General features: G+C 72.8%; 25 protein-coding genes. 21 read left to right on the top strand and 4 right to left on the bottom strand.

Features of this window, described 5'->3' with window-relative positions; translation table 11 throughout:
• Positions 1-46: 46 nt before the first annotated feature.
• Positions 47-1,840, bottom strand: coding sequence for an AMP-dependent synthetase/ligase (locus ACQSSQ_RS07670; protein ID WP_431326438.1), 1,794 nt, complete (start codon positions 1,838-1,840; stop codon positions 47-49).
• Between the two features lie 97 nt (positions 1,841-1,937).
• On the opposite strand from ACQSSQ_RS07670, the gene ACQSSQ_RS07675 reads away from it, so the two are divergent.
• The 5 genes from ACQSSQ_RS07675 (at position 1,938) to ACQSSQ_RS07695 (ending at position 5,271) form a co-directional block, all read left to right on the top strand.
• Entirely contained in the window at positions 1,938-2,366 is a 429-nt protein-coding gene (locus tag ACQSSQ_RS07675) for a hypothetical protein (protein ID WP_431326439.1), read from the top strand.
• A gap of 42 nt (positions 2,367-2,408) precedes the next feature.
• Positions 2,409-2,858, top strand: coding sequence for an SRPBCC family protein (locus ACQSSQ_RS07680; protein WP_431326440.1), 450 nt, complete (start codon positions 2,409-2,411; stop codon positions 2,856-2,858).
• Between the two features lie 86 nt (positions 2,859-2,944).
• Positions 2,945-3,295, top strand: a complete 351-nt coding sequence (locus tag ACQSSQ_RS07685) for a hypothetical protein (protein ID WP_431326441.1) — start codon at positions 2,945-2,947, stop codon at positions 3,293-3,295.
• A complete protein-coding gene (locus ACQSSQ_RS07690; protein ID WP_431326442.1) occupies positions 3,286-4,230 on the top strand; it encodes an ROK family glucokinase in 945 nt (314 codons plus the stop codon). Before ACQSSQ_RS07685 ends, ACQSSQ_RS07690 begins: the two co-directional genes overlap by 10 nt.
• Before the next feature lie 12 nt (positions 4,231-4,242).
• Complete coding sequence (locus tag ACQSSQ_RS07695; RefSeq protein ID WP_431326443.1) at positions 4,243-5,271, top strand: ROK family glucokinase; 1,029 nt, start codon at positions 4,243-4,245, stop codon at positions 5,269-5,271.
• Here the strand turns inward: ACQSSQ_RS07695 and ACQSSQ_RS07700 are convergent.
• Positions 5,252-5,992, bottom strand: coding sequence for a GntR family transcriptional regulator (locus tag ACQSSQ_RS07700; RefSeq protein WP_431326444.1), 741 nt, complete (start codon positions 5,990-5,992; stop codon positions 5,252-5,254). The genes ACQSSQ_RS07695 and ACQSSQ_RS07700 overlap by 20 nt on opposite strands.
• Before the next feature lie 124 nt (positions 5,993-6,116).
• Between ACQSSQ_RS07700 and ACQSSQ_RS07705 the strand changes: the two genes are divergently transcribed.
• The 12 genes from ACQSSQ_RS07705 to ACQSSQ_RS07760 all read left to right on the top strand — a co-directional run bounded on the left by ACQSSQ_RS07705 (position 6,117) and on the right by ACQSSQ_RS07760 (position 18,573).
• Entirely contained in the window at positions 6,117-6,986 is an 870-nt protein-coding gene (locus tag ACQSSQ_RS07705) for a TIM barrel protein (protein WP_431326787.1), read from the top strand.
• Positions 6,983-7,942 (top strand): 5-dehydro-2-deoxygluconokinase, encoded by a 960-nt coding sequence (gene iolC / locus ACQSSQ_RS07710; RefSeq protein ID WP_431326445.1) that lies wholly within the window; start codon positions 6,983-6,985, stop codon positions 7,940-7,942. Before ACQSSQ_RS07705 ends, iolC begins: the two co-directional genes overlap by 4 nt.
• The gene (locus ACQSSQ_RS07715; protein ID WP_431326446.1) at positions 7,939-8,835 is read left to right on the top strand and encodes a Cgl0159 family (beta/alpha)8-fold protein; all 897 of its coding nucleotides are present in this window, start codon (positions 7,939-7,941) and stop codon (positions 8,833-8,835) included. The genes iolC and ACQSSQ_RS07715 overlap by 4 nt, the downstream gene beginning before the upstream one ends.
• Positions 8,832-9,692: a 5-deoxy-glucuronate isomerase gene (gene iolB, locus ACQSSQ_RS07720; protein ID WP_431326447.1), complete on the top strand. Its 861-nt coding sequence runs from the start codon at positions 8,832-8,834 to the stop codon at positions 9,690-9,692. The genes ACQSSQ_RS07715 and iolB overlap by 4 nt, the downstream gene beginning before the upstream one ends.
• Positions 9,689-11,620, top strand: coding sequence for a 3D-(3,5/4)-trihydroxycyclohexane-1,2-dione acylhydrolase (decyclizing) (gene iolD / locus ACQSSQ_RS07725; protein WP_431326448.1), 1,932 nt, complete (start codon positions 9,689-9,691; stop codon positions 11,618-11,620). The genes iolB and iolD overlap by 4 nt, the downstream gene beginning before the upstream one ends.
• Entirely contained in the window at positions 11,617-12,579 is a 963-nt protein-coding gene (locus tag ACQSSQ_RS07730; RefSeq protein ID WP_431326449.1) for a sugar ABC transporter substrate-binding protein, read from the top strand. Before iolD ends, ACQSSQ_RS07730 begins: the two co-directional genes overlap by 4 nt.
• Before the next feature lie 71 nt (positions 12,580-12,650).
• Positions 12,651-13,688 carry an ABC transporter permease gene (locus tag ACQSSQ_RS07735; RefSeq protein WP_431326450.1) on the top strand — a complete coding sequence of 346 codons (1,038 nt, stop codon included), beginning with the start codon at positions 12,651-12,653 and terminating at the stop codon, positions 13,686-13,688.
• Positions 13,685-14,623: an ATP-binding cassette domain-containing protein gene (locus ACQSSQ_RS07740; protein ID WP_431326451.1), complete on the top strand. Its 939-nt coding sequence runs from the start codon at positions 13,685-13,687 to the stop codon at positions 14,621-14,623. Before ACQSSQ_RS07735 ends, ACQSSQ_RS07740 begins: the two co-directional genes overlap by 4 nt.
• Positions 14,620-15,774 carry a Gfo/Idh/MocA family protein gene (locus tag ACQSSQ_RS07745; protein WP_431326452.1) on the top strand — a complete coding sequence of 385 codons (1,155 nt, stop codon included), beginning with the start codon at positions 14,620-14,622 and terminating at the stop codon, positions 15,772-15,774. Before ACQSSQ_RS07740 ends, ACQSSQ_RS07745 begins: the two co-directional genes overlap by 4 nt.
• Complete coding sequence (locus ACQSSQ_RS07750) at positions 15,771-16,781, top strand: Gfo/Idh/MocA family oxidoreductase (protein WP_431326453.1); 1,011 nt, start codon at positions 15,771-15,773, stop codon at positions 16,779-16,781. The genes ACQSSQ_RS07745 and ACQSSQ_RS07750 overlap by 4 nt, the downstream gene beginning before the upstream one ends.
• Positions 16,778-17,797, top strand: coding sequence for a Gfo/Idh/MocA family oxidoreductase (locus tag ACQSSQ_RS07755; protein WP_431326454.1), 1,020 nt, complete (start codon positions 16,778-16,780; stop codon positions 17,795-17,797). The genes ACQSSQ_RS07750 and ACQSSQ_RS07755 overlap by 4 nt, the downstream gene beginning before the upstream one ends.
• The gene (locus ACQSSQ_RS07760; protein WP_431326455.1) at positions 17,794-18,573 is read left to right on the top strand and encodes a TIM barrel protein; all 780 of its coding nucleotides are present in this window, start codon (positions 17,794-17,796) and stop codon (positions 18,571-18,573) included. Before ACQSSQ_RS07755 ends, ACQSSQ_RS07760 begins: the two co-directional genes overlap by 4 nt.
• 15 nt (positions 18,574-18,588) lie before the next feature.
• Here ACQSSQ_RS07760 and ACQSSQ_RS07765 read toward each other — a convergent pair whose 3' ends face one another.
• Entirely contained in the window at positions 18,589-19,050 is a 462-nt protein-coding gene (locus ACQSSQ_RS07765; protein ID WP_431326456.1) for a hypothetical protein, read from the bottom strand.
• The gene (locus ACQSSQ_RS07770) at positions 19,047-19,835 is read right to left on the bottom strand and encodes an alpha/beta hydrolase (protein WP_431326457.1); all 789 of its coding nucleotides are present in this window, start codon (positions 19,833-19,835) and stop codon (positions 19,047-19,049) included. The genes ACQSSQ_RS07765 and ACQSSQ_RS07770 overlap by 4 nt, the downstream gene beginning before the upstream one ends.
• Before the next feature lie 85 nt (positions 19,836-19,920).
• Between ACQSSQ_RS07770 and ACQSSQ_RS07775 the strand changes: the two genes are divergently transcribed.
• Genes ACQSSQ_RS07775 through ACQSSQ_RS07790 form a run of 4 tightly spaced genes read left to right on the top strand, consistent with a single transcriptional unit; the run spans position 19,921 to position 23,536 of the window.
• A complete protein-coding gene (locus ACQSSQ_RS07775) occupies positions 19,921-20,643 on the top strand; it encodes a lysophospholipid acyltransferase family protein (protein ID WP_431326458.1) in 723 nt (240 codons plus the stop codon).
• 10 nt (positions 20,644-20,653) lie between these two features.
• Positions 20,654-21,814: a MacS family sensor histidine kinase gene (gene macS / locus ACQSSQ_RS07780; protein ID WP_431326459.1), complete on the top strand. Its 1,161-nt coding sequence runs from the start codon at positions 20,654-20,656 to the stop codon at positions 21,812-21,814.
• Between the two features lie 10 nt (positions 21,815-21,824).
• Positions 21,825-22,469 (top strand): response regulator, encoded by a 645-nt coding sequence (locus ACQSSQ_RS07785; RefSeq protein WP_431326460.1) that lies wholly within the window; start codon positions 21,825-21,827, stop codon positions 22,467-22,469.
• 41 nt (positions 22,470-22,510) lie between these two features.
• The gene (locus ACQSSQ_RS07790; RefSeq protein WP_431326461.1) at positions 22,511-23,536 is read left to right on the top strand and encodes an ATP-dependent 6-phosphofructokinase; all 1,026 of its coding nucleotides are present in this window, start codon (positions 22,511-22,513) and stop codon (positions 23,534-23,536) included.
• The last annotated feature ends 11 nt before the right edge of the window (positions 23,537-23,547 follow it).

Here is a 23,547-nt window from a genome sequence, read left to right on the forward strand (position 1 = left end):
CGCGGAGCCAGGACCGGCTGGTGCCGCGGAGCGAGGGGCGTACGGCCTACTCGTACAGCGCCTCGACGTCGTCGCGGTGCTCGCGCATCACGACGTTGCGCTTGAGCTTGAGGGTCGGCGTGATCTGCCCGCCCTCCTCGGTCCAGTCCTTGGGCAGGATCCGGAACTTGCGGATCGACTCCGCCTTGGACACGTGCGTGTTGGCCTCGTCGACCGCGGACTGCACGGCGGCGATCACGTCGGGGTCGTCGGCGAGCTGCGCGACGGGCGTGTCGGCCGGCTTGCCGTGCTGCTCGAGCCACGGGCCGATCGACTCCTCGTCGAGGGTGATCAGCGCGGCGACGAACGGCTTGCCCTCGCCCACGACGACGGCCTGGCTCACGAGCACGTGGGCGCGGATGCGGTCCTCGAGAACCGCAGGCACCACGTTCTTGCCGCCGGCGGTGACGATGATCTCCTTCTTGCGACCGGTGATCGAGATGAAGCCCTCGGAGTCGATCTCGCCGACGTCGCCGGTGTGGAACCAGCCGTCCTCGTCGATCGCGGCCGCGGTAGCCTCCGGGGCGTTCCAGTAGCCGCGGAAGACCTGGCCGCCGCGGAACAGGAGCTCGCCGTCCTCGGCCACGCGGACCTCGGTGCCCGGGAACGGCCGCCCGACGGTGCCGATCTTGGAGTCGCTGGCCATGTTGGCGGCGAGCGCGGCGGTGGTCTCGGTGAGGCCGTACCCCTCGATCACCGGGACGCCGATGCCGGAGAAGAAGTGCGCGAGCCGCTCGCCGAGCGGGGCGCCGCCGGAGATCGCGTGCTCGACGCGTCCGCCCATGGCGTCGCGGAGCTTGGTGTAGACGAGCCGGTCGAACAGCGCGTGCTTGGCCTTGAGGAGGGGACCGATGCGCTTGCCGGCCTCGCGGGCGCGGCTGTACGCGATGGCGGTCGAGGTCGCGACGTCGAAGATCTTGCCCTTGCCCGACGCGTGCGCGTTCTGGCTGGCGCCGTTGTAGACCTTCTCGAACACGCGCGGGACGGCCAGGATGAACGTCGGCTTGATCTCCGCGAGCTCCGGCAGGAGGTTCTTGACGTCCGGCGTGTGCGAGAGCTTGACGCCCGCACGGATGGCCCCGATCTCGATGATCCGGGCGAACACGTGCGCGAGCGGGAGGAAGAGCAGCGTGACGGCGTCGTCGCGGTCGAAGATCTCGGGGAGGATGTCGATCGCGTCGCCGAGCTCGAACATGAAGTTGGCGTGGGTCAGCTCCGCGCCCTTGGGACGACCGGTGGTGCCGGAGGTGTAGATGATCGTCGCGAGGTCCTCCGGCGCGACCGCGTCGCGGCGGGCGGCGACGTCCTCGTCGCTGACCACCTGGCCCGCGGCCACGAGCGTGTCGAAGCCGTCGTCGATGCACCAGACGTCCTTGAGCGCGGTCAGCTCCGAGCGCGACGCGGCGACCCGCTGGGCGTGCTCGTCGCTCTCCACGACGCAGCCCACGGCGCCGGAGTCGGACAGGATCCACGAGATCTGCTCGACCGACGAGGACTCGTAGATCGGGACGGGGACGGCGCCGATCCACCACAGCGCGTAGTCGACCTGCGTCCACTCGTAGCGGGTGCGGGCGAGGATCGCGACGCGGTCACCCGGCGCGACGCCGGCCGCGACGAACCCCTTGCCCAGCGCCACGACCTCGTCGCGGAACTGGCCCATCGTCACGTCGACCCAGACGCCGCCGACCTTGCGCTGGAAGGACACCCGGTCCGGGTCCTTGCCCACCCGCACCAGGACGTCGTCGGTGATGCTCCCGGTGTCCGGGACCTGGTACGTGGGTGGGGTCGCGTAGGTGCGCACACTGCCTCCGATCGAGCGATCTGGGTACGTCGACACGACGTACTCCCCCTCGGGCAGGTTACATTCATCGGTCCGAACACCCCTAAAGGAGACCTCGATGCCGGCCGTCGATGTGATCGACCAGACGTACGCCGCCGTGCCGCCGCGTCCGCTGCGCGAGGTGCTGTGCGCGGAGTCCGCGTGGGCCGCCGTGCTGCCCGGCCTGGAGCTCCGGTGCTTCGAGGACCGCGGCGACCGCGGCAAGCGGTGGAGCGTGAGCGGCGCGCTGGAGGGGACCGCGGAGGTGTGGCTCGAGGCGACCGCCGAGGGGACGATCGTCCACGTCTTCCTGCAGGCCGACCCGGTGCCGGCGGCCCCGTCGCGGCGTGCCGCACGGCGCATCGACCGCGACTACCGCGAGCGGCTGAAGCGCTGGGTCACGCAGGTCCGCGACACGCTCGACGTCGGTCGCGCGGTGGGGGAGCCGCCCGAGCCGGCGGCGACACAGGGGAGCGCCCCGGACGAGGACGAGCGCGGCGCGCGATAAGGTCGGCAACGGGCGCAGCACCGACCGACCAGGAGGGTCTGGATGACCAACCAGACGACCAGCGACATCGTGGTCGACGCCGAGCCGGGCGTGATCATGGCGGTCATCGCCGACTTCGCGTCGTACCCGTCGTGGGCGACGGGGGTGAAGGAGGCGCGGGTCGTCGACCTCGACGAGTTCCGCGCCCGGGCGACGGAGGTGCAGTTCGTCCTCGACGCGACGCCGATCCGCGACACCTACACGCTCGGATACACGTGGGACGGCGACCGCGAGGTCGACTGGCGGATCACCGAGCCGGGCGCGATGGTCAAGGGCATGGACGGCGCGTACGTCCTCGAGCCGCTCGGCGACGGCAGGACGCGCGTGACCTACCGCCTCGCGGTCGAGGTCTCCATCCCGCTGCTGGGCATGCTGCGCCGCAAGGCGGAGAAGGTCATCATCGAGACGGCGCTGAAGGGCCTGAAGAAGCGCGTGGAGTCCGCCGAGGCGTGACCGGGAGACCCGGGGGTGACGCGCGTCTCGATAGGATCTGACGACTGCGCTCGCAGCGCACCCACCGTCCCCGCTCGAGGAGAGGCATGACCGCACAGACCGGCGGTGACCACGTCGGCACCCTCGCGCAAGAGGCCCTCAAGCTGGCGCGCGTGCTCGCGCAGCAGGCATCCGAGGGCGCTCACGGCGCCGACGACGGGACGGCTGACGCGCACCGGCCCGAGGCGTGCGACTACTGTCCCTTGTGCCAGATGATCGCCGTGGTGCGGCACGCGCGACCCGAGGTCGCCGAGCACCTGGCGTCGGCGCTGACCTCGCTCACGCTCGCCGCGCGTGGTGTGGTGGACGCGTGGGCGCAGTCTCGTCCGCAGGGCGAGCCCGGACAGACGGCCGACGCAGGACAGGACATCGACGTGGAGGACGAGTCATGGGAGTGACGGTCGGGGTCGACATCGGCGGGACCAAGATCGCCGTCGCTGTCGTCGACGAGGACGGCACCATCGTCGTCCAGGACCGGCTCAAGACGCCGGCGACCGATCCGACCCTCATCGGTGACGCCGTCGCCCGCTCGGTCAACGCGCTCAAGCGCGACCACGACGTCGAGGCCGTCGGCGTCGGCGCAGCGGGATTCGTCGATGCCGCGCGACGCACCGTCCTCTTCGCGCCCAACATCAAGTGGGTCGACGAGCCGCTCGCGGACCGCCTCGAGGACCTCGTCGACCTTCCTGTCGTGATCGAGAACGACGCCAACGCGGCCGCGTGGGGCGAGTTCCGGTTCGGCGCCGGCGCGGACGTCGACGACATGCTCCTCGTGACCGTCGGCACCGGCATCGGCGGCGGCATCATCCAGGGTGGGCGGCTCGACCGCGGGGCGTTCGGCGTCGCCGGGGAGATCGGGCACCTGCGCATGGTCCCCGCGGGGATCCGCTGCGGGTGCGGCCAGTACGGCTGCTGGGAGCAGTACGCCTCCGGCCGCGCGCTCGTGCGCGAGACGCGCGACCGGATCAGCGCGCAGATGGAGCAGGCGCAGCCGCTGGCGGCGCTCGTCGACGGTGACGTCTCGCGGATCACCGGTCAGATGGTGACCGAGCAGGCGCAGAAGGGCGACCCGCTGGCGATCGAGCTGATCGCGGACGTGGGGCGGTGGCTCGGCGAGGGCATCGCGTCGCTGGCCGCGGTCATCGACCCGAGCGTGGTCGCCGTCGGCGGCGGCGTCGCCAAGGCGGGCGCGCTGCTGCTCGAGCCCGCGCACGCGGCGTTCGTCCGCTCGTTGTCGGCGCCGGTCTACCGGCCACAGGCGGCGATCCGGCCGGCGAGCCTGGGCAACGACGCCGGGATGATCGGGGCCGCAGACCTCGCCCGGGCACGGTGACGGGGAGCCTGGATGGCTGAGCGTCTCTCGATCGGCATCGACATCGGCGGCACCCGCGTCAAGGCCGGGGTAGTCGACCTCGACGGCCACGTGCTCGAACGGCTGAGCCGCGACACACCGACGACGAGCCCGACGGCCGTCCTCGACGCGATCGCGGACATCGTCGCGACGCTGCGCCGCCACCACCACGTCACGTCGGTCGGCATCGGCGCCGCCGGCTTCGTCGACGCGACGCAGTCGACGGTCCTCTTCTCTCCGCACCTCGCGTGGCGGCACGAGCCGCTGCGCGACGCGGTACGCCGGCGTACCGGCCTGTCCGTCCTCGTCGACAACGACGCCAACGCCGCGGCGTGGGCGGAGTGGCGCTTCGGCGCGGCGCAGAACGAGGAGGACATGATCTGCCTGACGCTCGGCACGGGCATCGGCGGGTCGCTCGTCATCGACGGACGTCCGCACCGCGGCCGGTTCGGCATCGCCGGCGAGTTCGGGCACATGATCGTGGTGCCCGACGGGCGTGCGTGCGAGTGCGGCAACCGCGGCTGCCTGGAGCAGTACGCGAGCGGCAACGCGCTCATCCGCGACGCCCGCGGGGCGGTGGACCGTGGCGAGGACTACGGCAAGCGCCTCCTCGAGCGCGTCGACGGCGACGTCGAGCGGGTCAACGGCATCGTCGTGTCGGAGCTGGCGCGCGAGGGCGACGAGGACGCGATCCGCTCGCTGCACGACGTCGGCTCGTGGCTCGGGGTGGGCATCGCGAACCTCGCGGCGGCCTTCGACCCCGGTCTCTTCGTCGTCGGGGGAGGTGTCTCGGACGCCGACCAGCTGCTGCTGGAGCCGGCGCGCGACGCCTTCCGGCACACGTTGACGGGTCGTGGCTTCCGTCCCGAGGCGCTGATCGTGCGCGCCCACCTCGGCAACGACGCGGGCATGATCGGCGCGGCCGACATGGCGCGTACCGTCCGTCGGCGGGCGCGCCGGGGTCGCCGGCGCCGCCCTCGTGCGGAGGGCTCGCTGGTGCGCCTCAGCGGTCGACGAGCGTGAGCTCGAAGGCGTAGAGGTCCGGCCGGTACGCGTGCTCGCCGTACTCGACGGCGCGTCCGGCGTCGTCGTACGCGGTCCGCTGCATGGTCAGGAGGGGAGCGCCCTTGCGTTCGGCGAGGAGCCGCGCCTCGCGTGCGTCGGCCCGCCGGGCGCCGATCCGCTGCTTGGCGACGCGCATCCAGATCCCCGCGTTCCGCATCGCGGCATAGAGGCCGACGTCGGTGAGGTCGATCGCGCCGAGGTCGAGCAGCGGCGCCGGGAGCAGGTTGTGCATGAGGGCGAGCGGCTCGTCGCCGATGTAGCGCACCCGCTCGAGCGACCACACGGGCGCGCCCGGCTCGAGCTGCAGCTCGCGCGCGACCTCCTCGCCGGCCTCGACCCGGCGGAGGCCGAGCACCTCCGTACGCGGGTCCTGGCCTGCGGCGGCCAGGTCGTCGTACAGGCTGGTCAGCTCGACCGAGCGCCGGACCTTGCCGTGCACCACCTGCGTGCCGACCCCTCGTTTGCGCACCACCATGCCCTTGTCGACCAGCACCTGGATCGCCTGGCGGACGGTCGGGCGGGAGAGACCGAGGCGGTCGGCGAGGGCGAGCTCGTTGTCGATCTTGTCCCCCGGCGCGAGCGCGCCGCTGAGGATCGCACCCTCCAGCTGCTCGGCGATCTGGAAGTACAGCGGGACCGGGCTCGACCGGTCCAGCGAGATCTGTGGCCCTCCACCCATGGGTGAACTATAGGGGCATAGGACATCTAAACGTCTATATGTCCTGACAAAGTGTTGACATGCCTCTGTGAGCGCGGCCACACTGACGAGGTCAGGAGTGAGCAGCGACGAAGGCAGGGTGGACATGGTGCGTGGCCGGATCGCCGGAGCTCCCATCTCGTGGGGCGTGTGCGAGGTCGAGGGCTGGGGACTCCAGATGGCGAGGGAGCGGGTGCTCGACGAGATGCGACAGCTGGGCCTCGCGGCCACGGAGTTCGGGCCCGAGGGGTGGCTGCCCGACGAGCCCACGGCCAAGGCGGCGGTGCTGCGCGAGCACGGGCTCCAGGCGGTCGGAGGGTTCCTGCCGGTCGTCCTCCACGACGAGGTGACCGACCCCGCGCCGGTGTTCGACGCGTTCGCCGACGCGTGCGTCGCCGCGGGCGCCGGGGTCGTCGTCCTCGCCGCCGCGACCGGCGTCAACGGGTACGACGCGCGTCCCGAGCTGAGCGAGGAGCAGTGGACGACGCTCTGCGCGAACCTCGACGCCCTCCACGACCGTGCCCAGGCGCGGGGCCTGCTCGCCGTCCTCCACCCCCATGTCGGGACCATGGTCGAGAACGGCGACGAGGTCGAGACCGTGCTCGAGCGCTCGCGCGTCGCGCTGTGCGTCGACACGGGCCACCTGATGGCGGCCGGTGTCGATCCGGTGCTGCTGACGAAGGCGCACACCGACCGGGTCGCCCACGTCCACCTGAAGGACGTCGACGCGCGGCTCGCGACCGACGTCCATGAGGGCCGGGTCACGTTCAGCGACGCCGTTCGCGCGGGCCTGTTCCGTCCGCTCGGCCAGGGAGACGTCGACGTCGCCGGGCTCGTCGGGCTCCTGGAGGGGCACGGGTACGACGGGTGGTACGTCCTGGAGCAGGACGTGATGCTCGACCACGAGCCGGAGGGCGAGGGTCCGCTGAGCGACGTGCGCGCGAGCCTGGCCTACCTCGAGGGGATCACCGCGTGACGCCGAGCTCGACGACACCCTTCGAGGTGCTGACGATGGGCCGGGTCGGTGTCGACATCTACCCGGAGCAGGTCGGGGTGCCTCTCGACGACGTGACCTCGTTCGGCAAGTTCCTGGGCGGGAGTGCGACCAACGTCGCCGTGGCGGCGTCGCGGCTGGGGCACCGCTCGGCGGTGATCACCCGCACCGGCGAGGACCCGTTCGGCCGCTTCGTCCACCGTGCGCTCGGCGGGTTCGGCGTCGACGACCGGTTCGTGACCGCGGTCGCCGGCCTCCCGACGCCGGTCACCTTCTGCGAGATCTTCCCGCCGGACGACTTCCCGCTGTACTTCTACCGCCTCCCGACGGCTCCCGACCTGCAGATCCGCGCCGACGAGCTCGACCTCGACGCCGTGCGTGCGGCGGAGGTTTTCTGGGTCACCGTGACGGGACTGTCGGAGGAGCCGAGCCGCGAGGCGACGCTGGCCGCGCTCGAGGCGCGCGGCGGGCGTGGCGTCACGGTGCTCGACCTGGACTACCGCCCGATGTTCTGGGAGTCGGCCGAGGCCGCTTCCGCGCAGGTCGCCCGCGCGCTGCCGTACGTGACCGTCGCCGTCGGCAACCGTGAGGAGTGCCAGGTCGCGGTCGGGGAGTCTGACCCCGAGGCGGCGGCGAAGGCGCTGCGCGACGCCGGGGTCGACCTGGCGGTCGTCAAGCAGGGCCCGGCCGGCGTGCTGGGGTCCGACGGCCGCACGCACGTGACGGTGCCGCCGGTGCCGGTCGAGGTGGTCAACGGTCTCGGCGCCGGAGACGCGTTCGGAGGTGCGCTGTGCCACGGGCTGCTCGAGGGCTGGGACCTGCGGCGGACGCTCACCTTCGCCAACGCCGCCGGGGCGTACGTCGCCGGCCAGCTCGCCTGCGCCGACGCGATGCCCGACGTCGATCAGGTCACCGCGATGCTCGGCGGTGCGGCATGAGCACGCGCGTGACGGGGTCGACGGTCGCGGAGCTCCTCGACGCACGTGTCCGGGACCCGGAGCGCATCGCGCGTCTGGCCGGCGACCGTCGCAGGCCCGACGGACTCACCGGCCAGACCGGGCGGCTCCTCCTCGTCGCGGCGGACCACCCGGCGCGAGGCGCGCTGCGGGCGGGGGACGCGCCGCTGGCGATGGGCGATCGGGCGCGGCTCCTCGACCGGATCGTGCGGGCGCTGGAGCGGCCCGGCGTCGACGGCTTCCTCGGCACGGCGGACCTCGTCGACGACCTCCTGCTCATGGGCGCGCTGGAGGGCAAGGTGGTCTTCGGCTCGATGAACCGTGGCGGCCTCGCCGGCACCGCCTTCGAGATCGACGACCGCTTCACCGGGTACGACGCGGCGGCGATCGACCGGGCGGGCCTGCAGGGCGGCAAGATGCTGATGCGCATCGACCCTGAGGACCCCGCTACGGTGCGGACGATGCAGGCCTGCGCACGAGCGGTCGACGAGCTCGCCGCCCACGGCCTCGCCGCGATGGTCGAGCCGTTCATCTCCCACCGCGACGAGCGCGGCCGCGTGCGCAACGACCTCTCGACCGAGGCCGTGGTCCGCTCGGCGACCGTGGCCGCAGGGCTGGGAGGGACGTCGGCTCGCACCTGGCTCAAGCTCCCGGTGGTCGACGACATGGAGGCGGTCCTCGCCGCCACCACGCTGCCGGTGGTCCTGCTCGGCGGCGAGGTGTCGTCCGACCAGGGCGCGCAGTTCGCCGCCTGGTCGAAGGCGCTGACCAGCCCGAACGTGCGGGGGATGGTCGTCGGCCGTTCCCTGCTCTACCCACCCGACGGCGACGTCGAGGCGGCCGTGGACGCGACGGTGGAGATGATCGCCCGATGAGCCGCCACGTGCTCCGCAGTGCCCCGGAGGGGACCATCGCGCTCGACGTGACGCCCGAGAGCGCCGGGTGGGGCTTCAGCGGCCTGCGGGTCGTCCGGCTCGCGGCGGGGGAGTCGTACGCCGCCGCGACCGGGGACGCCGAGGTGCTGGTGCTCGCCCTCTCCGGCTCGTGTCGCGTGCGCTGCGGCGACGACGAGCTCGTGGTGGCCGGCCGACCGGACGTGTTCGCAGGCCCGAGCGACTTCGTGTACGTGCCGCGCGGGTCGGACCTCACGCTCGTCAGCGACGACGGCGGCCGGTTCGCGCTCGCGTCCGCGCGCTGCGACCGTACGCTCCCGTTCCGCCACGTGCCGGCCTCCGACGTGCCGGTCGAGCTGCGGGGAGCCGGCAGCGCGAGCCGCCAGGTCCACAACCTCTGCCTCCCCGGCACGTTCGAGGCCGACCGCCTGATCGTCTGCGAGGTGCTCACGCCGGCCGGCAACTGGTCGTCGTACCCGCCCCACAAGCACGACGAGCAGCGCGACGGCGAGAGCGAGCTGGAGGAGATCTACTACTTCGAGGTGGCCGACGGTCCGAACGGGCCGGGCATCGGCTACCAGCGGGTGTACGGCCACGACGGTGCCGCGATCGACGAGCTCGCCGAGGTGCGCTCCGGCGACGTCGTCCTCATCCCGCACGGGTGGCACGGTCCGTCGATGGCCGCCCCCGGCTACGACCTCTACTACCTCAACGTGATGGCGGGGCCGGGCGACGAGCGGGCGTGGCTGATCAGCGACGACCCGCAGCACGCCTGGGTGCGCGACACCTGGGCGACGCAAGCCGTCGATCCCCGGCTCCCGATGGGAGGACCCCGATGAGCACGAACCCGAGCACGACCCGGCTGACCGTCGCGCAGGCGACCGTACGCTTCCTCGAGGCGCAGCACGTCGAGCGCGACGGCCAGGAGTCCGCGTTCTTCGCCGGCTGCTGGGGCATCTTCGGTCACGGCAACGTCGCCGGCATCGGCGAGGCGCTGCTCGAGCGGGAGCGGTCCGGCGACCCGTCGCACCTGCGCTACCTCCAGGGGCGCAACGAGCAGGCGATGGTCCACGCCAGCGTGGCGTACGCGCGGCAGCGCGACCGGATGGCGGCCTTCGCGGTCACCGCGTCGATCGGCCCCGGCGCCACCAACATGGTCACCGGGGCGGCGCTCGCCACGATCAACCGGCTGCCGGTGCTGCTGCTCCCCGGCGACGTGTTCGCCACGCGCGTCGCGAACCCCGTGCTCCAGGAGCTCGAGGACCCGGCCAGCGCCGCCGTGTCGGTCAACGACGCCTTCCGCCCGGTCTCGCGCTACTGGGACCGCGTCGAGCGGCCCGATCAGCTCCCGTCCGCGCTCCTCGCCGCGATGCGGGTGCTCACCGACCCTGCCGACACCGGTGCCGTCACGCTCTGCCTGCCGCAGGACGTGCAGGCCGAGGCGTACGACTGGCCCGACGCGCTGTTCGCGCGGCGCGTCTGGCACGTCGCTCGGCCGCTGCCCGAGCCGAGCCTGGTGGAGCAGGCCGCGGCGCTGATCCGGTCGGCGAGGCGGCCGCTGGTGGTCGCGGGTGGCGGAGTCATCTACGCCGGCGCCGACGACGCGCTGCGCGCGTTCGCGGAGGCGACCGGCATCCCGGTGGCGGAGACGCAGGCAGGCAAGGGCTCGCTCCCGTACGACCACCCGCAGGCCGTCGGCGCGATCGGGGCGACCGGTACGACGGCGGCCGACGCGCTCGCGAACGAGGCCGACGTCGTCGTCGGGGTCGGGACGCGCTGGAGCGACTTCACGACCGCGTCGCGCACCGTGTTCGCCCACCCCGACGTCCGGTTCGTCAACCTCAACGTCGCCGCCGTCGACGCGTACAAGCAGGCGGGCCTCCCGCTGGTCGCGGACGCCCGCACCGGCCTTGAGGCGCTCACCGGCGCGCTCGCGGGCTGGCGCGCACCCGCCGAGCACACGGCCGACGCGACCGAGCGCGCCCGCGCCTGGGACGCGGTCGTCGAGGCGGCGTACAGCGTGGAGCACGAGCCGCTGCTCGCGCAGTCGGCCGTGATCGGTGCGGTGAACGAGGGCACCGGCCCGCGCGACGTGGTGGTGTGCGCGGCGGGGTCGATGCCGGGCGACCTGCACAAGCTGTGGCGCACGCGCGACCGCAAGGGCTACCACGTGGAGTACGGCTACTCCTGCATGGGATACGAGATCGCGGGCGGCCTCGGCGTGAAGCTGGCGGCCGACGACACCGACGACCCGCGGGACGTCGTCGTGATGGTCGGCGACGGGTCGTACCTGATGATGAGCAGCGAGCTCGTGACGGCGGTCGCCGAGGGTGTCAAGATCATCGTCGTGCTCGTCCAGAACCACGGCTTCGCGTCGATCGGTGCGCTGTCGGAGTCCCTCGGCTCGCAGCGGTTCGGCACCCGCTACCGTTACCGGACGCCGTCGGGCATCGACGGCGAGCGCCTCCCCGTCGACCTCGCCGCGAACGCCGCGTCGTTCGGCGCCGACGTGATCTCCGCCAAGAGCCTCGACGACCTCCGGGCTGCGCTGCGCAGCGCGAAGGCCTCGGACCGGACGACGGTGATCCACGTCGAGACCGACCCGCTCGTCCCGGCGCCGGACAGCCCCGCCTGGTGGGACGTGCCCGTCGCGGAGGTGTCGACGCTCGACTCGACCCGCGAGGCGCGCGCGACGTACGAGCAGCACAAGCAGACCCAGCGTCACCATCTCGGGCCCAACCCCAACCAAGGAGATCGCCTGCCATGAACAAGATCAGACTCTTCGGGGTCGTCGCAGCCTCGGCCCTGCTGCTGACCGCGTGCAGCGGGACCGGCCAGGACGACGACGGCGCGTCCTCCAACAAGGAGGACTTCACGTACGCCGTCATCACGCACTCCAGCGCCGGTGACGCGTTCTGGGACCGGGTCAAGTCCGGCGCCGAGCAGGCCGGCGACGACTACGGGGTCTCCATCCAGTACGAGAGCGACCCGGACCCTGCCGGCCAGTCGCAGAAGATCGACGGCGCGGTCGCGGACAAGGTCGACGGCATCGTGGTCTCGATGGCCAACCCTGACGGGCTCGAGACGAGCATCAAGGCCGCCGTCGCCGCCGGCATCCCCGTGGTGACGATCAACTCCGGCGTCGACCGCTTCCAGGAGTTCGGGGCGATCACCCACGTCGGGCAGAGCGAGACGATCGCGGGCCAGGCCGTCGGGCAGCGGCTCAAGGACGAGGGCCTCTCCAACGTGATCTGCGTGATCCAGGAGGCGGGCAACGTCGGCCTCGAGGAGCGCTGCAAGGCCGTCAGCGAGACCCTCGGCGGCAAGGTCGAGAACCTGCAGGTCGACGGCACCGACGACGCCGCGGTCCAGGCGAGCATCACGTCCAAGCTGCAGGCCGACTCCTCGATCGACGGCGTGCTGACGCTCGGCGGCCAGTACGCGATCGACGCGGTGGGGGCGGTCGAGCAGGCCGGGAGCCGCGCGAAGATCGCGACCTTCGACCTCTCCGAGGACGTCATCACCAACATCCAGGACGGCAAGATCCTGTTCGCCGTCGACCAGCAGCCGTACGTCCAGGGCTACCTCGGCGTGACGACGCTCTACCTGAAGGACATCAACGGCAACGACGTCGGCGGCGGCCAGCCGGTCAATTCGGGGCCTGCGTTCGTCACGCAGGACAACGCCGACGACGTGCTCGAGTTCGCGAAGAACGGTACGCGCTGACGCGCCTGGTGGGGTCCCGGCCGGGGGACCGGGGCCCACCGCCCCCGCAGGCACCGTGACAGGAGAAGGACATGGCAACAGCAACCGCACAACCCGACGAACGGCTCGCCACGACCGGGCCGGTGGCGCGGCTCCTCAAGCGCCCCGAGATCGGTGCCCTGATCGCCGCGCTCGTGGTGTTCCTCTTCTTCGCCCTGACGACCGACACGTTCGCGACGCCGGCCGGGGCCAGCACCTGGCTCCAGACGTCGTCGACGATCGGCATCATGGCGGTCGCCGTCGCGCTGCTGATGATCGGCGGTGAGTTCGACCTCTCGGCCGGTGTCATGACCGGCTTCACCGGGCTCACGGTCGGCGTGCTCACCACGCACTGGGGGCTCAACATCTGGGTCGCGATCCTGGTCGCGCTCGTGCTCGCGCTGGCGGTAGGCGCCCTCAACGGCGTCATGGTGATGAAGACGGGGCTGCCGAGCTTCATCGTCACCCTCGGCACGTTCTTCGTGCTCCAGGGCATCGACCTCGCGCTGGTCAAGCTGATCATCGGCCAGGTCGCGATCCAGGGGATGTCCAACGTCCCCTACTACGACCAGCCGCACGCGATCTTCGGCTCGACCTTCTCCGTGGGCGGGGCCACGATCCACGTGTCGGTGCTCTGGTGGATCGCCGTCACGGTCATCGCCTCGTGGGTGCTGATGCGCACCCGAGCGGGCAACTGGATCTTCGCGGTCGGGGGTGCGCAGCCGGCCTCGCGCCAGGTCGGCGTCCCCGTCTTCCGCACCAAGATCGGGCTCTTCATGACCACAGCCCTCGCGGGGTGGCTGGTCGGGATGCTCGTGCTGTTCCGCACCTCGACCGTGCAGAGCAACACCGGCATCGGGCAGGAGTTCATCTACATCATCTGCGCGGTGGTCGGCGGGTGCCTGCTCACCGGCGGGTACGGGTCCGCGATCGGCGCCGCCCTGGGTGCCCTGATCTACGGCATGGTCAACCAGGGCATCCCGTACTCCGGGTGGGACAGCAACTGGCTCAAGGCGGTCCTGGGCGTGATGCTCCTCGGGGCCTGCCTGATCAACAACTGGGTTCGCAAGAGGGCGGAGAACGCACGATGAGCAGGGCGAGCAAGGACCAGGAGGCCGGCGCCGTGAGCACGAGCGCGCCGCCCCCTCCCGGGACCGCGATCATCGAGGTCCGTGACATCGGCAAGCGCTACGGCAACATCATCGCGCTGAGCGACGTCTCGACCACCGTGAACGCCGGCGAGGTGACCTGCGTCCTCGGCGACAACGGCGCCGGCAAGTCGACGTTCATCAAGATCCTCGCCGGGGCGCACGAGCACACCGAGGGGACGATGCTCGTCGACGGCATCGCGCGCCAGTTCTCCAGCCCGCGTGCCGCGCTGAACCTCGGCATCGCGACGGTCTACCAGGACCTCGCGGTGGTGCCGCTGATGCCGGTGTGGCGCAACTTCTTCCTGGGGTCGGAGCCGACGAAGGGGGTCGGACCGCTGCGGCGGCTCGACATCGACTTCATGAAGCGCACGACCAAGAAGGAGCTCGCCGACATGGGCATCGACCTGCGCGACGTCGACCAGCCCATCGGGACGCTCTCGGGCGGTGAGCGGCAGTGCGTCGCGATCGCGCGAGCGGTCTACTTCGGCGCGCGGGTGCTGATCCTCGACGAGCCCACCGCCGCCCTCGGCGTGAAGCAGTCCGGAGTCGTGCTCAAGTACATCGCGAAGGCACGCGAGCGCGGCCTCGGCGTCGTGTTCATCACGCACAACCCGCACCACGCGTACCCGGTCGGCGACCGCTTCGTGCTGCTCCGCCGCGGGCGCAGCATGGGCGACTTCCCGAAGTCGGAGATGACGCTCGACGAGCTGACCGCGATGATGGCCGGCGGGGCGGAGCTGGAGGCGCTGAGCCACGAGCTGAGCCGCGACCTCGGGGAGGACTCCGCGATCGCCCAGGAGCTCGTCGCCGACGCGGCCGAGGTCGAGGCGGCGATCGACTCGTCCGCCGAGCCCGAGGGACGGACCCGCGCATGACCCACGACCTCGGTGTGGCGGTGGTCGGGTTCGGGTGGATGGGCCAGGCGCACGCCCGGGCCTACTCCCGCCTGCTCCACCACTACCCGGACGCACCCCTGCGTCCTCGGCTGGTCGCGGTCGCGGACACCGCCGACGACGACCGGCTCGCGCGCGCGGCCGCGGCGTACGGGTTCGCGAGCACCACGGCCGACTGGCGCTCCGTCCTCGAGCGCGACGACGTCGACGCCGTGTCGGTGACCGGACCGAACCACATCCACGCCGAGGTCGGGACGGCCGTCGCCGAGGCCGGCAAGCACCTCTGGATCGAGAAGCCCGCCGGGCGCAGCTCCGCCGAGACCCGAGCCGTCGCGGTGGCCGTGGACGCGGCAGGAGTGCAGTCGGCCGTCGGGTTCAACTACCGCAACGCCCCCGCCGTCGAGCGGGCGAAGGCGCTCGTCGAGTCCGGGCGGATCGGCACGCTGACCCACGTCGACGTCCGGTTCGTCTCCGACTACGCCGCGCACCCGCAGGGCGCGCTGACCTGGCGGTTCCAGAACGCGTACGCCGGCTCCGGCGTGCTCGGCGACCTCGTCAGCCACGCCACCGACCTGGCCCGGTTCGTCGCGGGCGACATCGCCGAGCTGGTGGTCGACGACGCCCGCTTCATCCCGCAGCGGCCGCCCGCCCTCGGGGCGGCGTCGCACTTCTCGCGCGGCGGGGAGGGGCCGCTCGTCGAGGTCGAGAACGAGGACTACGTCGCGGCGCTGCTCCGCTTCGCCGGCGGTGCGCGCGGGACGCTCACGTCCAGCCGCGCGTCGGTGGGCGAGCAGTGCACGTACGGCATCGAGGTCCACGGCACGAAGGGCGCACTCGCCTGGGACTTCCGCCGGATGGGCGAGCTGCGGGTCTGCCTCGACCAGGACTACCAGGACGCCTCGTACGCGACCTGGTTCGTGAGGCCGGGCGACGGTGAGCTCGGCGCGTTCCAGCCCGGAGGGGGCATCGCGATGGGGTACGACGACCTCAAGGTCATCGAGGCCGAGCGGTTCGTGCGCTCGGTCGCCGCGGGCAAGCCGCACGGAGCGACGATCCACGACGCGGTCGTCGCCGCGGAGACGGTCGACGCGATGCGGACGTCGCTCGCCGAGCGTCGGTGGGTGACGCTGTGAGGGCGCCGCTGCGCGTCGGCGTCGTCGGCGCGGGCGCGATGGGCGCCGACCACGTCCGTACCCTCACGACGGCGGTGCCGGGCGCGACGGTGACCCGGGTCTACGACCGCGACACCGAGCGGGCCAAGCAGGTGGCCGAGCAGGCGGGAGGCGAGGTGGCACCGTCGGCCGAGGACCTGATCGGCTCCGACGAGGTCGACGCCGTCGTCATCGCCTCGCCCGACGTGACGCACGCCGACCTCGCCGTGGCGTGCATCGAAGCCGGCAAGCCCGCCCTCTGCGAGAAGCCGCTCGCCGTCACGGCGCAGGACGCGTTGCGGGTCGTCGAGGCCGAGGTGGCCGCGGGACGCCGGCTGGTCCAGGTCGGCTTCATGCGCCGGTACGACCCCGGCTACGTCCGGCTCAAGGAGACCCTGGCGTCCGGCGTCCTCGGCGAGGCACGCGTCGTCCACAACGTGCACCGCAACGCGTCCAGCACCACCAGCGCGACCGGTCCCGGCATCGTCACCGGCTCGATGATCCACGAGCTCGACACGGTCGCGTGGCTCCTCGACGACGAGGTGGTCGGCATCCGGGTCGAGTCGCCGGTGCGCGACGGCCTGCCGGACCCGCAGCTCGCGACGCTGGAGATGGCCGGGGGAGCGCTCGCCACGGTGGAGGTGTTCGTCAACGCGGGCTACGGGTACGACGTGCGCTGCGAGGTCGTCGGCACGACCGGCACCGCGGCGCTGGCGCCCACGGCCGCGGTCAGCACGCGCGTCGCCGGCGTCGAGGGCGTGGCGGTCGCGCGGGACTTCGTGGTGCACTTCGCCGACGCGTACCGGGCCGAGCTCGGCGCGTGGGTGCGGGCGGCGCTGGCCGGCGGGGTCGACGGACCGACGACATGGGACGGCTACCGCGCGAACGTCGTCGCGGAGGCCGGCGTCGCCGCGCTCACCAGCGGCGTACGCCAGGCGGTCGGGTCCGCCCCGCGTCCTGAGCTCTACGCGCCGGGAGCGGGCCGGTGACCGCGCTGCGCGTCGGGCTGGTGGGTGCGGGTCGCATCGGTGCCGCCCACGCCGAGACGCTCGCGCGCCGGGTCCACGGGGCCACGCTCGTCGCCGTCGCCGACCCACGGCCCGGCGTCGCCGCGGCGCTGGCCGAGCCGCTCGGCGCCCGCGGGGAGACCTCGGCGGAGGCGGTGATCGGGGCCGACGACGTGGACGCGGTCGTCGTCGCCGCGTCGTCCACGGCGCACGCGGCGCTGGTGGTCGCGGCCGCCGAGGCGGGCAAGCACGTGTTCTGCGAGAAGCCGGCGGGCATGACCCTCGCCGAGATCGACGCGGGGATCGCCGCGACGGCGGCAGCCGGGGTCGCCTTCCAGGTCGGCTTCAACCGGCGCTTCGCCCGCGACTTCCGGGCGGCCCACGACGCGATCGCCGACGGCGCGATCGGCAGCGTACGCATGCTCCGGTCGCTCACCCGTGATCCGGGCGACGGCCCCGCGGACCCCGGTGGCGTGCCGCCGTGGACGATCTTCACGCAGACGCTGATCCACGACTTCGACACGCTCGGCTGGCTCAACCCCGGTGCGCGCGCCGTCGACGTCCTGGCCACGGCCGACGCCCTGGTCGCGCCGGAGTTCAAGGCGACGGGCCTGCTCGACTCTGCGGTCGTCGTGATCCGCTACGACAACGGGGCGATCGCGACCGCGGAGGCGTGCTTCGCGGCGGCGTACGGTTATGACGTCCGCGGCGAGGTCCTGGGCTCGGCCGGCATGGTGACCGCGGGGGACGGGGCGTCGTCGTCGATGCGGCTGCACGACGTCTCCGGCCGGCGGGCGGCGACCGCGCGCGGCGACGTCGAGCTGCTCGGCGACGCGTACGCGGCGGAGTTCGCCGAGTTCGTGGCCGCCGTGCAGGAGGGCCGGGCGCCGTACGTGACCGGCGCTGACGCGCGGGCCGCGCTCGCGATCGCGCAGGCGTGCATCGCGTCGATGCAGGCCGACGCCCGCGTCGAGGTCGACAAAGGACTCCCGGCGTGAGCTTCACCCTCGCCGTCTGCTCCGAGATGGTCCACCTCGACCTGCCCCACCTCGAGCGGGTTCGGGCCATCCACGACGCCGGGTTCGCGGTCGAGATCTGGGACTGGACCGACAAGGACGCCGAGCAGCTGGCCGGCACCGGCGCGCGGTTCACCTCGATGACCGGCTACCTGAGCGGCGACCTCGTCACGAGGGACGGCGCCGACGACCTGCTGCGCACCGCCGAGGCGTCGATCCCGTTCGCGCACGCGATCGGGTGCCCGACGCTCAACATCCACGGGACCGGCCTCGGTGACGGCGGCATCCCGGTCCGTCCCGTCGAGGTGGTCACGGGGGACATGTGGCTCGCAGCGCTGCGCACGCTCGAGCGGGTCGCCGCGCTGGCCGAGCGCGAGGGCGTGACGTACGTCCTGGAGAACCTCAACACCGAGGTCGACCACCCTGGTACGCCGTTCGGCCGCGCCGCGGACACGCTCGCGCTCGTCCGCGCGGTCGGCAGCGACCACCTCAAGATGAACCTCGACCTCTACCACGCGCAGATCGGCGAGGGGAACCTCGTCGAGCTGGTCCGGCGGGCGGTGCCGTACGTCGGCGAGGTGCAGGTCGCCGACGTGCCGGGGCGCCGCGAGCCCGGCACCGGCGAGGTCCGCTGGTCGTACGTCGCCCGTGAGCTCGCCGAGGCGGGCTACGGCGGCGTCGTGGCGATGGAGGCGTGGGCCTCGGGCGACTCCGACGTCGCCCTGGAGCGCTTCCGCGAGGCGTTCACCGTCGCGTGACGCCGGCCCGTCGGCTCAGATCACCGCACCGTGGTCGGGGTCGTCGCCGCGGTCGTGGTCGCCGCGCCGCACCAGCAGCACGACGAGCGCCACCACGAACGCCACGACGGCGGCGCCGGGGATCACCCCCGGCACGGGCGCGCCGATCACCGCCAGGGCGAAGAGCAGGACCGGGCCGCCGATCAGCGCGGCCCAGGCGAGCCGGGTCCACCGGTCTCCCGGGGGCAGCGGCTCGGGCACCGGGGGCACGAAGTCGCCCTCGTCCCACGGGTCGTCGTCGTCCTCGCCCGCGACGGCGTCGGACCACCGCGGCTGGAAGACGCCGTGCTGCGGCTCCAGGAGGTCGTGGGAGTCGGAGCCTTCGCGGGGCTCGGGCTTCTCGTCCGCCTCGGCGGGGGTGTCCAGCTCGGGGAGCGAGAGCTCGAGGCCGGCGACGATCCGCTCGAACTCCTCGTCGTCGGAGGTCGCGCCGCTCACCGGGCCGGGTCACCCTCCCGCGTCGTCCCGGCGGTGTGCCGGGTGATGAAGTCCGCCGACTCCGACCAGATGCGCTCGGCGTCGTGGTCGATCGTCGCGACGTGGTAGCTGTCGGCGAGGACGACCTCGACCGCGACGGCCGACGAGACCCCGGCGAGGATGATGCGACCCGACGACGGGTCGACGACGTGGTCCTCGGCCGATCGGAACAGCAGCAGCGGCTGGGACACCTTGTGGAGGTTGGCCCGGACGTCGGCCCACAGCCGGGTCTGGGACCACAGCGCGTGCAGCGGCGTGCGGTCGTACCCGGACTCCTCGACGCCCGGCTTCTTGATGTCGTTGCCGATGCCCGGCAGGGACGGGACCAGGTGCCGCAGCACGGGGAGGGCGGCCAGGCGCCGGTCGACCAGGTTGACGGCGGGGTTGACGAGGACCACCGCGTCCACGTCGTCGGGCCGCTGCTCGGCCAGGCGCAGCGCGAGGGCGCCCCCCATCGACAGCCCGGCGACGGCGACGTGCTCGCAGCGCGCGCGCAGGTCCGACAGCGCGCGGTCCACCTCGGCGTACCAGTCCTCCCAACGCGTCCGGTTCATCTCGCGCCACGTCGTCCCGTGGCCGGGCAGACGGGGCACGCGGACGGTGAAGCCCTGCTCGGCGAGGTAGCGCCCCCACGGGGCCATCGACGCCGGGGACCCGGTGAAGCCGTGGCTCAGCAGCACGCCGGTCGGGCCGCCGTCGACGGCCAGCGGGTGCGCGAGCGGGTGGAGCGTGGGGGAGTCGGCCATGGGGCCATCTTCGCCCAGGTGTCGCCCGTCCGTACAGCAGAGGGGCCAAGGCGCTGTACGCTTTCGCTGATCAAGGAGGGGTGCTTTGACCTACTGGCTGCTCAAGTTCGTGATTCTCGGCCCGGTGCTGCGGCTCATCTTCCGCCCCGAGGCGTCGGGGACGGAGAACGTGCCCGCCGAGGGGCCGGTGATCATCGCGAGCAACCACCTCTCCTACAGCGACTGGCTGTTCATGCCGCTGGTGGTGCCGCGCCGGGTCACCTTCGTCGCCAAGGCGGAGTACTTCACGTCGCCCGGGATCAAGGGCTGGTTCCAGAAGACGTTCTTCTCCTCGACCGGCCAGGTCCCGATCGACCGGACGGGTGGACGGGCCTCCGAGGGAGCCCTGCGGACGCAGCTGCGGCTGCTGTCCAAGGGTGAGGTGTGCGGGATCTATCCCGAGGGCACCCGCTCGCCCGACGGCCGCCTCTACCGCGGGCGCACCGGTGTCGCGCGGCTCGCGCTGGAGTCCGGCGTGACGGTCGTCCCGGTCGCGGTCACCGGCACCAACGTGGTCGCCCCTCCGGGCAAGATCTTCGGCCGCTACGTGCGTCCGAGCGTGCGCTTCGGCAAGCCGCTGGACTTCAGCCGCTACGAGGGCATGGCCGACGACCGCTACATCCTGCGCGCGATCACCGACGAGATCATGTACGAGATCATGCGCCTCTCGGGCCAGGAGTACGTCGACACGTACGCGTCGCGCTCGCGCAAGGCCGATCCCGAGGCACCGTCGGACCCCGAGGTCCGCGAGCTCCCGAAGGCGTCGTAGGCGCAGGACGATGGACCGCGTCACGCGCGCCGCGCAGCAGGTCGACGACCAGTTCTACCGGGTGCTCACGGTTCTGCGGGCCGTCACGCTCGTGTACGCGGTCGGCGTCAACGCCGCGCGATGGCGCGACTTCGAGCACCCCGGAGCCGCGTGGGCCCTGATCGGCGTGATGGTCGTCTGGTCCGGGGTCGTCACCTGGCTGTACGAGCCGCGGCACCGGGCCACGTGGGTGTTCGTGGTCGACATGCTGGTGACCCTGGCGCTGCTGCGCTCCACGCTCTACACCCACACGGACGAGATGATCCGTGAGCACACCTTCACCCTCACGACGTACTGGGTGACGACCGTCGTCCTGTGCTGGGCGGTGCGCTGGGGCGTGACCGGCGGTCTGCTCGCCACCGCGATCGTGCAGAGCGTCGACGTCACGATGCGCCCGACGGTCAACTCGTCGACGGTCGGCAACATCTTCCTGATGGTGCTCGCGGCCATGCTGGTCGGCTACTGCGCCCACGCCTTGCGGGTGTCGGCCGTCCGCAGGGTGGAGGCCGAGCGCGCCGCCGCGATCGCGACCGAGCGCGAGCGGCTGGCCCGGGCGGTGCACGACGGCGTGCTCCAGGTGCTCGCGCTGGTGCAGCGTCGCGGGGCCGAGATCGGCGGCGAGGCCGCGGAGCTGGGCCGGCTGGCGGGGGAGCAGGAGCTCGCGCTCCGCAGCCTGATCCAGTCGCGGGCGCGGGACGAGACCGCAGCCGACGGGGAGCTGGTCGACCTGGGGCGGGCGCTCGACGCCCTGGCCGAGCCGCGGGTCAGCGTCGCCACCCCGAGCCGCCCGGTGATGCTGCCGACGGAGGTCGTCGACGAGCTGGTCGCCGCGGTTCTGGCGTGCCGGTCCAACTCCCTCCTGCACGGCGGCCCCGAGACGTCGACCTGGATCCTGCTCGAGGCGCTGGACGACCGCGTGGTGGTGAGCGTGCGCGACGACGGCCCCGGGATCCCGGCGGGTCGTCTGGAGCAGGCCGAGGCCGAGGGCCGGATGGGCGTCGCGACGTCGATCAAGGGCCGGCTGCGCGACCTGGGCGGCGAGGCCGACCTCGTCGACACCGCCGGTCAGGGCTGCGAGTGGGAGCTGACGGTGCCGCTGGCGCGGGTGCCTGGACCTGCCGGGACGCGATAGGGTTCCGCGCATGGTGCGAGTGATGGTCGTCGACGACCACCCGTTGTGGCGCGAGGGCGTCGCGCGCGATCTGACCGAGGCGGGGCTCGAGGTGGTCGCGACCGCGGCCAACGGCACCGAGGCGATCAACCGGGTGCTCGCGACGCGTCCCGAGGTCCTCCTGCTGGACCTCAACATCCCCGCGCCCGACGGCGTGGAGGTCACCGCCACGCTCACCCAGCGCGGGCTCGACACCAAGGTCCTGGTCCTGAGCGCCTCCGGCGAGCAGCAGGACGTCCTCGACGCCGTCAAGGCCGGTGCCAGCGGCTACCTCGTGAAGTCGGCCTCCCGCGAGGCGCTCCTCGACGCCGTGGAGGCCGTGGCGCGCGGCGAGTCGGTCTTCACCCCGGGGCTCGCGGGTCTCGTCCTCGGCGAGTACCGCCGGCTGTCCGAGGCCCCTCCCGCCGACGAGCCCGACGCCCCGCGCCTCACCGAGCGCGAGACCGAGGTGCTCCGCCTGGTCGCCAAGGGGCTGACCTACAAGCAGATCGCCGAGCGGCTGGTGCTCAGCCACCGGACGGTCCAGAACCACGTCCAGAACACCCTGCGCAAGCTCCAGCTGCACAACCGGGTCGAGCTGGTGCGCTACGCGATCGAGCGCGGCCTCGACGAGTAGCAGCCCCCAACCCCCACGGCTCGGAGCAGGACGGAGAAACCATGCGAGTCGGTGTCCTGACCGGTGGCGGCGACTGCCCCGGCCTCAACGCGGCGCTGCGCGCGGTCGTACGCCGTGCCGCCTCCGAGCCGTCGATGGAGGTGCTGGGCTTCCGCGACGGGTGGCGCGGACCGATCGACGTGGACACCCGGCCGCTGGAGTGGGCCGACGTCTCCGACCAGCTCGACCGGGGCGGCACGCTGCTCGGATCGTCGCGCACCAACCCCCTCGGGACGGAGGACGGGATCGCCCGGGTCCGCGCAGGGCTCGAGGCGGCCGGGTGCGACGCGCTGATCGCGATCGGCGGCGAGGACACCCTCGGCGTCGCGCACGCGCTGGCCGGCGAGGGCGTCCCCGTGGTCGGGATCCCGAAGACGATCGACAACGACCTCTCCGCCACCGACGTCACGATCGGGCACGACACCGCGGTGATGATCGCGACGGAGGCCGTGGACCGGGTGCGGACCACCGCCGAGTCCCACCACCGCGCGATCGTGGTCGAGGTCATGGGCCGCCACGCCGGCTGGATCGCGCTCCGCTCGGGCCTCGCCGGCGGCGCCGACGCCATCCTCGTCCCCGAGCAGCCCTTCTCCAGCGACGCAGTGCTCGAGACCTGCGCGAGGGTGTCCGCGCGCGGCCGGGCCCCGATCGTCGTGGTCGCCGAGGGCGCCGTCCCCGAGGGCGGCGAGGAGGTGCTCGCCCGCACGGGGACGGACGCCTTCGGGCACGTCCAGCTCGGTGGTGTCGGGGACTGGGTCGCCGCCGAGATCGGGCGGGGGACCGGCTCGTCCACGCGCGCCGTGGTCCTCGGTCACGTCCAGCGCGGCGGCACGCCCACGGCGTACGACCGGGTCCTCGGCACCCGCTACGGCCTGCACGCGGTGGAGGCGGTGGTCGACGGGGCGTGGGGCTCGATGGTCGCGCTGCGGGGCGACGACATCGTCCGGGTGCCGCTCGCCGACGCGGTCGGCCGCCTGAAGACGGTCCCTCCCGAGCAGTACGCCGAGGTGCAGGCCCTGCTCGGCTGACCGCCGTCCGC

The sequence above is a fragment of the Mumia spirodelae genome, assembly GCF_050632745.1.
Taxonomy (GTDB): Bacteria; Actinomycetota; Actinomycetes; order Propionibacteriales; family Nocardioidaceae; genus Mumia.